9 protein-coding genes and 3 pseudogenes are annotated in these 8537 nt (G+C 67.8%); 11 read left to right on the top strand and 1 reads right to left on the bottom strand.

The window, feature by feature from the left end:
• Nucleotides 1-423 precede the first annotated feature (423 nt).
• The 8 genes and pseudogenes from ACIBJF_RS45565 to ACIBJF_RS45530 all read left to right on the top strand — a co-directional run.
• Complete coding sequence (locus ACIBJF_RS45565) at nucleotides 424-696, top strand: integrase (RefSeq protein WP_399183354.1); 273 nt, start codon at nucleotides 424-426, stop codon at nucleotides 694-696.
• A 39-nt stretch (nucleotides 697-735) separates the two neighbouring features.
• Nucleotides 736-840: pseudogene (locus tag ACIBJF_RS45560) on the top strand (integrase); the annotation flags it as partial.
• A gap of 154 nt (nucleotides 841-994) precedes the next feature.
• Nucleotides 995-1501, top strand: a complete 507-nt coding sequence (locus ACIBJF_RS45555) for an integrase core domain-containing protein (protein ID WP_399183352.1) — start codon at nucleotides 995-997, stop codon at nucleotides 1499-1501.
• 63 nt (nucleotides 1502-1564) lie between these two features.
• Nucleotides 1565-1854: pseudogene (locus tag ACIBJF_RS45550) on the top strand (integrase core domain-containing protein); the annotation flags it as partial.
• 270 nt (nucleotides 1855-2124) lie between these two features.
• Nucleotides 2125-2982, top strand: a complete 858-nt coding sequence (locus ACIBJF_RS45545) for a Ku protein (RefSeq protein ID WP_399183350.1) — start codon at nucleotides 2125-2127, stop codon at nucleotides 2980-2982.
• 147 nt (nucleotides 2983-3129) lie between these two features.
• Nucleotides 3130-3303, top strand: coding sequence for a hypothetical protein (locus ACIBJF_RS45540; RefSeq protein ID WP_399183349.1), 174 nt, complete (start codon nucleotides 3130-3132; stop codon nucleotides 3301-3303).
• Between the two features lie 9 nt (nucleotides 3304-3312).
• Entirely contained in the window at nucleotides 3313-4215 is a 903-nt protein-coding gene (locus tag ACIBJF_RS45535; protein ID WP_399183370.1) for an integrase core domain-containing protein, read from the top strand.
• 88 nt (nucleotides 4216-4303) lie between these two features.
• Nucleotides 4304-4804: pseudogene (locus ACIBJF_RS45530) on the top strand (integrase core domain-containing protein); the annotation flags it as partial.
• A 37-nt stretch (nucleotides 4805-4841) separates the two neighbouring features.
• Here ACIBJF_RS45530 and ACIBJF_RS45525 read toward each other — a convergent pair.
• Nucleotides 4842-5324, bottom strand: a complete 483-nt coding sequence (locus ACIBJF_RS45525) for a MarR family winged helix-turn-helix transcriptional regulator (protein WP_399183348.1) — start codon at nucleotides 5322-5324, stop codon at nucleotides 4842-4844.
• Between the two features lie 334 nt (nucleotides 5325-5658).
• On the opposite strand from ACIBJF_RS45525, the gene ACIBJF_RS45520 reads away from it, so the two are divergent.
• The 3 genes from ACIBJF_RS45520 (at nucleotide 5659) to ACIBJF_RS45510 (ending at nucleotide 8426) form a co-directional block, all read left to right on the top strand.
• A complete protein-coding gene (locus ACIBJF_RS45520) occupies nucleotides 5659-6432 on the top strand; it encodes an SDR family NAD(P)-dependent oxidoreductase (RefSeq protein WP_399183346.1) in 774 nt (257 codons plus the stop codon).
• Nucleotides 6433-6951: 519 nt separating this feature from the next.
• On the top strand, nucleotides 6952-7962 hold the full coding sequence (locus ACIBJF_RS45515) for an aldo/keto reductase (RefSeq protein ID WP_399183344.1): 1011 nt from the start codon (nucleotides 6952-6954) through the stop codon (nucleotides 7960-7962).
• 44 nt (nucleotides 7963-8006) lie between these two features.
• Nucleotides 8007-8426: an SRPBCC family protein gene (locus tag ACIBJF_RS45510; RefSeq protein WP_399183342.1), complete on the top strand. Its 420-nt coding sequence runs from the start codon at nucleotides 8007-8009 to the stop codon at nucleotides 8424-8426.
• Nucleotides 8427-8537: the final 111 nt, after the last annotated feature.

Genomic DNA, 8537 nt, shown 5'->3' with positions numbered 1-8537 from the left:
CAGGCCGACGAGCAGGAGGTCACCGACCCGGCACAGGCCGACGAGCAGGAGGTCACCGACCCGGCACAGGCCGACGAGCAGGAGGTCACCGACCCGGCACAGGCCGACGAGCAGGAGGTCACCGACCCGGCACAGGCCGACGAGCAGGAGGACGGTGAATGAGGGCGGCGTCTCCAACCCGGACGGCGCCCACTGCCTCAACCACCAGCACGACGCGTCCAACCACACCTTCGACGTGGACTGACCCAGGTCCACCGTCCAAAACGCCAGCGAGAGGTACGGTCCTCTACATGGCGGTCTGGGGCGAGCCGTAGGAGCTTGTGCGCCGCAGCCGCGGCTGGCCCTTGTAGGGTGCCGAAACTCACGTATCGCTGCTGACCAGGAACTTTGCGAGGGTCGACAGTCCTGACAGGCTCGGACTGCATGGCGTTGCGCATGCTCTACCTGATCTTCATTCGGCTCCTCGGACTGATCCTGCTCCTCTCCTGTGCCGACCGGGCGAGGGACGTAGAGCTGCTCGCGCTGCGCCATGAGAATGCGGTGCTGCGTCGGCAGCTCGGTGTCCGACCGCGGCTGACCTGGCCGGAGTTTGCGGTCCTCGCCGCTCTCGCTCGGCACCTGCCCGGCAGGCTCCGCCGACACCGCCTGGTCACCCCCGGCACACTGCTGTCCTGGCACCGACGCCTGATCCGCTGAAAGTGGCGGCAGGAACCCGCACGGACCGGGCGGCCGCCGATATCCGAGCAAGTCACCGCTCTGATCCTGCGCCTGGCACGCGAGAACCCGACCTGGGGCTCGACCCGCATCCAGGGCGAACTGCGTCGGCTCGGACACCGGGTCGGTGCCTCCACCGTCCGCCGTATCCTGCGTTCCGCCAGACTCGGGCCAGCACCCCGACGCGGCCCCAACACCGGGCCTACCTGGCGCGAGTTTCCTGCGCGCCCAGGCCTCCGGCCTACTCGCAGCCGACTTCTTCCACGTCGATACCGCGGGCTTGACCAGGCTCTACGCCTTCGCCGTCATGGAGGTCGGCACCCGCACCGTGCACATCCTCGGCGTGACCGCCCACCCAACAGCGGCCTGGGCCACCCAGCTCGCCAGAAACCTCCTGGCCGATCTCGGCGATCGGGTCTCCGGCTTCCGTTACCTGCTGCGCGACCGGGACAGCCGTTACACCCAGGCCTTCGACGCCGTGTTCACCAGCGAGAACATCGAGATTCTCAAGACCGCACCGCAGGCGCCGAGGATGAACGCCCACGTCGAGCGGTTCATCCGCAGCGTCCGCGCCGAGTGCACCGACCGGATCCTGATCTACAACGAGCAACACGGCCGACGCGTCCTCGCCGAATACGCGGCGCACCACAACACGGCAAGGCCGCACCGGGCACTGGATCTCCGGGCGCCTTGCGACGACTCGGACGTCATACCGTTCCCGGCCCAGCACACCCAGCGCCACGACATCCTCGGCGGACTGATTCGCGAGTACCGCGACACCGCCTGACAAAGATCCCGGCTGCGCAGGCGAACGCCCAGCTCACAAGGCGTACGGCACTATTGGCACCCCACAGGTGTCCGGATGCCGCGCATGAACGCGCTCATCGAGCGATGGGTGCGATCCTGCCGGACCGAGCTCCTCGACCGCACCCTCATCTGGAACCAGGCCCATCTACTCCAGGCGCTGCGCGAATACGAGCAGTTCTACAACCAGCACAGACCCCACCGCACTCGCGCAAGCGCTGCACCACTCAGCCCCTGCCCGAACCCATCACCGAGCCCGACCGGCTCACCCTTCTCGCCGTCCACCGACGCGACCGCCTCGGCGGCATCCTGCACGAGTACCAACATGCTTCGTGACCAGCACGGACGCGGTTCTTGGCACCTACAACGCTGACGTCGATCGGCCGCGCGAGATGAGAACGCCTCAACATCGCTGAAGTTACGTCACTGAACGGCAAGACCCCGAAAGAGGAAAACCCTCTGGTCACAGAGGCAGAACCCTAGCGGGTCCCTCTTCGCCGCCCAGGCCAAAGTGCTTCGGTCGACGCATGCAAACATGCCGAGCGGAGCACGCAATGCGGCCTGCTCGACATGCGATCATTGGCGGGCGTGGGTGCGATGGGAGTCATGCCACAGACCATCATCAAGCTGGCCATCACGTGGGGCTTGTTATCGATACCGGTAACCGTGCACGCGGCCACCGAGGAGCACGACGTCCCGCTGCACCAGGTACACACGCGGTGTGGCGGTGGCCGGGTGCGTCTGCACCGCTACTGCGAGCGTGAGGGCGTCGAAATCCCTTTTGAGGAAGTGGCGCCCGGTTACGAGGCCCCGGACGGCCGGGTCGTCATACTGAGCGACGACGATCTCGCTGACCTCCCGCTTCCTACCGCCAGGCGCATCGAGATCCTGGCGTTCGTCGACGCAGACCAGATCGACCCGCTCGCACTGGACACGGCGTACTACCTCGGTACTGGCCCCGTTGGCGCGCGCCCGTACGCCCTGCTGCGCGACGCCATGAGGAAGTCCGGGCGAGTGGCCATCGCACGGACAGCGCTGCGCACCCGGGAATCACTCGCCGTGCTCCGGGCTCTGGACGAGGTCATCGCGATGCAGACCATGCTGTGGCCCGACCAACTGCGCCCCACTCAGGAGATCACCATCCCGGAGACCCCACCGGCCCGCCGCCAGGAACTGCAGATGGCGCACGAACTGATGGACGCCATGGGCTCCGGCTTCGACCTGGCGGAGCAGCACGACGACTACAGCCGCGCCCTGCAGCGGGTCGTCGCTGCCAAGCTTCAGGGTATGGAGCCGCCGCACGCACCGGAGTCCCGAGGCGTCGAGGGGGCCAGGGTGGACTTGATGGCGGTGCTGCAACAGAGCGTGGAGGCAGCACAGACGCGCCGTGCGAAGCCGACGGGGAGGAAAAGAGCGAAGAAGACCGCGGCACAGAAGGCACACCGGCGTCGCTCCGCCGACTGACCACGACCTGTACCGTTCGGAAATCGTCGCCGCTGGTCAAGCCGCGTATCTGTACTTGCCGGTCACGCCTGTGGGGGCTCATAAAGTCATCGCTGCAGGTGAGCAGCGGTGTACATGGTTGTCGGTGGTGGCGGAGACGTTGTCTCGATGGTCGTGTCGCTGTTGTACCGCGCTGCTCGCACGATGCTGTCCCTACCGGCTGTCCTGCTGCGCCGAGACACCGCCCGGGACGCCGAGTTGTTGGTGCTGAGGCATGAGAACTCAGTCCTGCGCCGTCAGCTCAAGGGCCCGGTCCGCTACGAGTGGGCCGACCGGTTCTGACTTTCCGCGCTGTCCTCGCGAATACCGCGCCGCCGCTGGGCCGACGTCTTCCCCGTCACACCCGGCACCCTGCTGGCCTGGCACCGCAAGCTGATCGCCATGAAGTGGGACTACCCCGCCCGCCGCGGCCGCACCGGCCGACCCCCGACTGCGGCCGCGCTCAGGAAGCTGGTGCGGCGCTTGGCCGGCGAGAGTCCCCGGTGGGGACATCGTCGGATCCAGGGCGAATTGACCCGGCTGGGCCATCCGATCGCACCGTCCACGGTCTGGGGGATCTTGAACGCCGCGGGCATCAACCCGGCTCCACGCCGGTCCGACCCCAGCTGGCATGAGTTCCTGACCGCCCAAGCCCAAGGGATCATCGCAGCCCACTTCTTCCACGTGGACACCATGCTCGGAAAGCGCCTCTACGCCATGGCGTTCCTGGAACACGGCACCCGAAGACTGCACATCACCGGCGTCACCGCCCACCCCACTCGGGCCTGGGCGACGCAACAGGCCCGCAATCTCGCCGACCAACTCGGCATGCGCATGGAGTCGCTGCGCTTCGTGCTGCGCGACCGCGACGCCAAGTACGACCCGTCCTTCGACGCCGTCTTCGAAGCCGAGGACATGGACGTGCTGCTCAGCGCGCCACGGGCGCCTCGGATGAACGCGCACTGCGAGCGGGTGATCGGCACCGTCCGCCGCGAGGCCCTCGACCACGTCCTGCTCATGAACGAGGCCCACGCCCGGCAAGTCCTCGCCGACTTCGAACGGCACTACAACACGCACCGACCTCACCGGGCCCGAGATCAGAAACCCCCTCACTCCTCCGGACAGCCCCCCACCGTCCACGACCTCGACAGCCACAGGCTCCTGCGCACCCGCATCGTCGGCGGCGCCATCAATGAGTACAGGTACGCCGCTTGACCTGCGGCGATGACTTTCCGAGCCCCACAGGCACCTTCCACGAGTACCAACATGCCGCCTGACCAGCACGGATAAGGTATTCGGCAAGCGCAAGGCCAAAGCACGACTCGCTTGCGGTCTCTTCGAGTCGCGCACCCTGACCGGGGCGCCCCTCCACGTTTTCGCCGTCATCGAGCACTCCACCCGGCGCATCCGGGTCCTCGGCGCTACCGCACACCCCACCGCAGACTGGATCGTGCGACTCGGACGCAATCTCCTCATGGACCTGGAGGACGCGGGCAGCAGGGCCGGATTCTTGATCCGCGACCGCGACGCGGACTTCACCGCCGCCTACGACGCCTCACTGGCCGGCGCCGACCTGAAGGTCGTCACCACCGGCATCCAGATACCGCGGATGAACTCCCTCATGGAACGCCGGACACAGACCTGTTGGCACGAGCTCCTGGATCGCACCTTGATCTGGAACCAGAGCCACCTTCTGCACCCACTCCGTGAGTTCGAGACCTTCCACAACAGGCATCGACCGCACCGAGCCCTCGGTCAAGCCGCTCCGCTCCGAGCACTCCCCCAACCGATCAACGAACCAGCATCTCCCTCCTTCGAAAGGGCAGGGCAAACGCTTCTTCTCACCGTGCTGGAAGGGGATCGGGGTGCCGACGCGTTGGGTTCGCCTGGACTGCCGTGACCAGGGGGGCCAGTTCGGGGATCTTGGCGGCTTCGTCCAGCGCCTCCCTGAGGGCGGTTTCGTTGGTCGGCCGGGCCTCTTGCAGGAGCTTCAGGCCCGTGTCGCTGACATCGGTGTAGATGCCGCGGCGGTCCGTCGGGCACAGGTAGCGGGAGAGCAGGCCACGGTCCTCCAGGCGGGAGACCAGGCGGGTGGTGGCACTCTGGCTGAGCACCACCGCGTCGGCGACCTGCTTCATCTGCAGGTGCCCGCCCTCGCCGTCGTGCTGGCGGCTGAGCACGTCGAGCAACGAGTACTCCCGCACGCTCAGGTCGTGTCCGGACTGCAGGGCGCGCTCGATGTGCGCCTCGATCCTGCCGTAAAGGAGGTAGAGGGCTGCCCATCCGTTGGCCAGGGCGGTCAGCGCGGGATCCGTGGCGGTCATGGGCCCGGGTCTCCTTCCGGATGTGCCTGAAGTCCAGGGTAAGCCCTTCTTGGAAATACCAGCTGGAGCCCTCATAAGGCTTGCGCAAGCATCTTGGTGTCCGGTCCGGGACCGAGCGGGGCGTCGGCGAGGTGCGGGCTCAGCCGCCCTACCGAAGAATCGTTTCCGTCCGGTCCCTCGTCATGACCGTTTCCGCCGCTCCGGGCAGCTTCCCCTCGCCATGGGCCGATCCTGGCCGTCCCGAGGTCCGGACGGACGCCGGTGCGGCGCGGGCGCGTTCAGACGAGGCCCGCTGCCCTTGGTCCGCCACCGCTTTTGGAGAGGTGCTTGCCCGATGAAGATCGATCTCAGTGGACGTACCGCGCTGGTCACCGGTTCGACCGCGGGAATCGGCGAGGCGACCGCGCAGGCGCTGGCCTCCGCCGGGGCCGATGTCGTAATCAACGGCCGCAACGCCGACCGTGTCGCCGAGACGGCGGAGCGGCTCGGCGGACGCGGTGTCACGGCCGATGTCGGGACGGCCGAAGGGACGGCCGACCTGATGCGGCAGTTGCCCGATGTCGACATCCTGGTCAATAACACCGGCATCTTTGAGACCAGGCCCGTGTTCGAGATCCCCGACGCGGACTGGCTGCGCCTCTACGAGGTCAACGTGCTCTCCGGCGTGCGGCTGGCGCGCCACTACGCACCACGGATGGTCGGGCGGGGGTGGGGCCGCGTGATCTTCGTCAGCAGCGAGGCGGGCGTACAGACGCCGACGGACATGGCCCACTACGGGATGACCAAGACGGCGCAGCTGGCCGTGTCCCGCGGCATGGCCCAGGCGGTCGCCGGCACCGGGGTCACGGTGAATTGCGTGCTGCCCGGGCCGACGATGAGTGACGGCGTGCTGGCCATGTTCGACGAGCTCTATCCCGGCCTCGACCCCAGTGAGCAGGAGCGGCGCTACCTGGCCGAGAACCGTGCGGCCGCGTCCCTGCTCAAACGCCTGATCCGCCCCCACGAGGTGGCCAGCATGATCACCTACGTGGCGTCGGAGCAGGCCTCGGCGACGACGGGCAGGGCGCTCGGCGTCGATGGCGGCCTTGTCCCCACGATCCTCCCCTGAGACGCGTGCGCCCGGCCGGGAGCCGATACCCCGCGTCGTACGGCTGGCACCCGACGCGCCCGCCGGGTGATCCACGGTGCCTGTGTGGTTCCTCTTCACGATGCGCTTCGGCCGGGAGCCCGGGCGTCTCGCGCAGCGTCCCCGCGGGGTGCGGCAAGTCCCGCCCGTCGGCGCGGGCGGGCGGGCAGTCATGCGCGGACATCTTCGGCTCGCCCGTACCGCAGTGAGGTTGCCAGTGGGCCACCTTCGCCGGCGCCAAGTGCCCGCTGCACCCAAATCGATCACCACCCGGCCGGGACCTTCTTGCATTGTGCGGCGTCTGCAACTATTGTTGACGCATGTAATGCGCTCGTGCATTAATTGGCCCTACGCCCCGGCCCCGACAGGGGACAGCCGTGCATCCAGTGCCACGGCACCGCCAGCAGGGCAGCCACCCACACAGACACCCGATCCCCCTCCCGTGTCTCCCCCGTGTCAGAGACGCCCCGACGCGGAGACATCGATCGAAAAGGCACCATCATGTCCCTCAAGGAAATCCTTCCCGGCCGGCTCGGATTCGGTACGGCCCCTCTCGGCAACATGTTCCGCGCGATCCCCGACGAGGAGGCCCGCGCCACTGTCGAGGCCGCGTGGGACCTGGGCATCCGCTACTACGACACCGCCCCCTTCTACGGGGCTGGCCTCTCCGAGGAACGCCTCGGCAAGGTCATCTCCACCAAGCCCCGCAACGCCTACGTCCTGTCGACCAAGGTCGGCCGGGTCATCCTCGACGAGCTGGAGGAGGGCGCCCGCGACCTCGGCGAGAAGGGCGGGATCTTCGAACACGGCAATCCGAACAAGATCGTCCACGAGTGGACCGCCGAGGCCACCGAGCGCTCCATCGAGGGCAGCCTGAAGCGCCTCGGCGTCGACCGCCTGGACATCGTCTGGGTCCACGACATCGCACAGGACTTCCACGGCGACCTGTGGCTGCAGAAGTTCGAAGAGGCCCGCACCGGTGCCTTCCGCGTGCTGTCCCGGCTGCGCGACGAAGGCGTCATCAAGGCATGGGGCCTGGGCGTCAACCGTACCGAGCCCATCGAACTGGCCCTCGCCCTCGACGAGCCGCACCCGGACGGATTCCTCCTCGCCGGCCGCTACACCCTCCTCGACCACGAGCACGCCCTGCAGCGCCTGCTGCCGATGGCGCAGGAGCAGAACGTCGGCATGGTCGTCGGCGGGCCCTACAGCTCCGGCATCCTCGCCGGCGGCGCCCACTTCGAGTACCAGCAGGCCCCGCCGCGAATCATCGAGCGCGTCGGGAAGCTCAAGGCACTCGCCGAGAAGCACAAAATCAGCATCAAGGCCGCCGCCCTCCAGTTCTCCCTCGCCCACCCGGTCGCCGCCGCCGTCATCCCCGGCGCCACCCGCCCCAGCCGCATCGCCGAGGACATCGCCGCCCTCGACGAGAACATCCCGGCCGCTTTCTGGCACGACCTGCGCGCCGCCAATCTCGTCAGCCCCGCCGCCCCCCTTCCCAACGGCGCCTGACTCCACGCCGAAGCCCTCACACCAGCACCAGAAGGAGAAAGATCATGGCCTCGACCTCTGTCAGCCGCATAGTTCCCGCCTCCCCCGACAAGGTCTGGAGCCTCATCGGCGGCTTCGACGCCCTGCCCGACTGGCTCCCCTACGTCCCCGAGAGCACCCCGCTCGAAGGCGGCCGGGTCCGCCGCCTGAAGAACCCCGAGGGCGAGGTCATCATCGAGCGCCTCGTGGACTTCAACGAGACCGAACGCCACTACAGCTACGCCATCCTCCAGGCCCCGTTCCCCGTCGACGGCTACGTCTCCACCATCCGGGTCCACACGATTCCCGGCCGGGACGACATCGCCGAGGTCCAGTGGTCCGGACGCTTCAACCCCGACAACGCCACCGACGACGAAGTCGTCGACCTCTTCACCGGCATCTACCGCGACGGCCTCGACGCCCTCCACAAGACCCTCGTGGCCTGATACCGGGGGCCGGCCCGGTCATGTCCCCTGTGGTGGTGTAGCGAGGTCGATCTGATCTTTGGTTTGGGGGTAGATCGTGTCCATGCTTCCCTCGGGGAGATAGCGGCGAGG

The sequence above is a fragment of the Streptomyces sp. NPDC050743 genome (genome assembly GCF_044456925.1).
In the GTDB taxonomy this organism is placed as follows: domain Bacteria; phylum Actinomycetota; class Actinomycetes; order Streptomycetales; family Streptomycetaceae; genus Streptomyces.
Note: the sequence above shows the minus strand (reverse complement) of the source record. Positions and strands in the feature narration are given on the sequence as shown.

Excerpts from the sequence above, each read along its gene's own strand:
- ACIBJF_RS45565 (WP_399183354.1), top strand. The coding sequence starts at position 424 with ATGGCGTTGCGCATGCTCTACCTGATCTTCATTCGGCTCCTCGGACTG.
- ACIBJF_RS45545 (WP_399183350.1), top strand. The coding sequence starts at position 2,125 with ATGCCACAGACCATCATCAAGCTGGCCATCACGTGGGGCTTGTTATCG.
- ACIBJF_RS45540 (WP_399183349.1), top strand. The coding sequence starts at position 3,130 with ATGGTCGTGTCGCTGTTGTACCGCGCTGCTCGCACGATGCTGTCCCTA.
- ACIBJF_RS45525 (WP_399183348.1), bottom strand. The coding sequence starts at position 5,324 with ATGACCGCCACGGATCCCGCGCTGACCGCCCTGGCCAACGGATGGGCA.
- ACIBJF_RS45520 (WP_399183346.1), top strand. The coding sequence starts at position 5,659 with ATGAAGATCGATCTCAGTGGACGTACCGCGCTGGTCACCGGTTCGACC.
- ACIBJF_RS45515 (WP_399183344.1), top strand. The coding sequence starts at position 6,952 with ATGTCCCTCAAGGAAATCCTTCCCGGCCGGCTCGGATTCGGTACGGCC.
- ACIBJF_RS45510 (WP_399183342.1), top strand. The coding sequence starts at position 8,007 with ATGGCCTCGACCTCTGTCAGCCGCATAGTTCCCGCCTCCCCCGACAAG.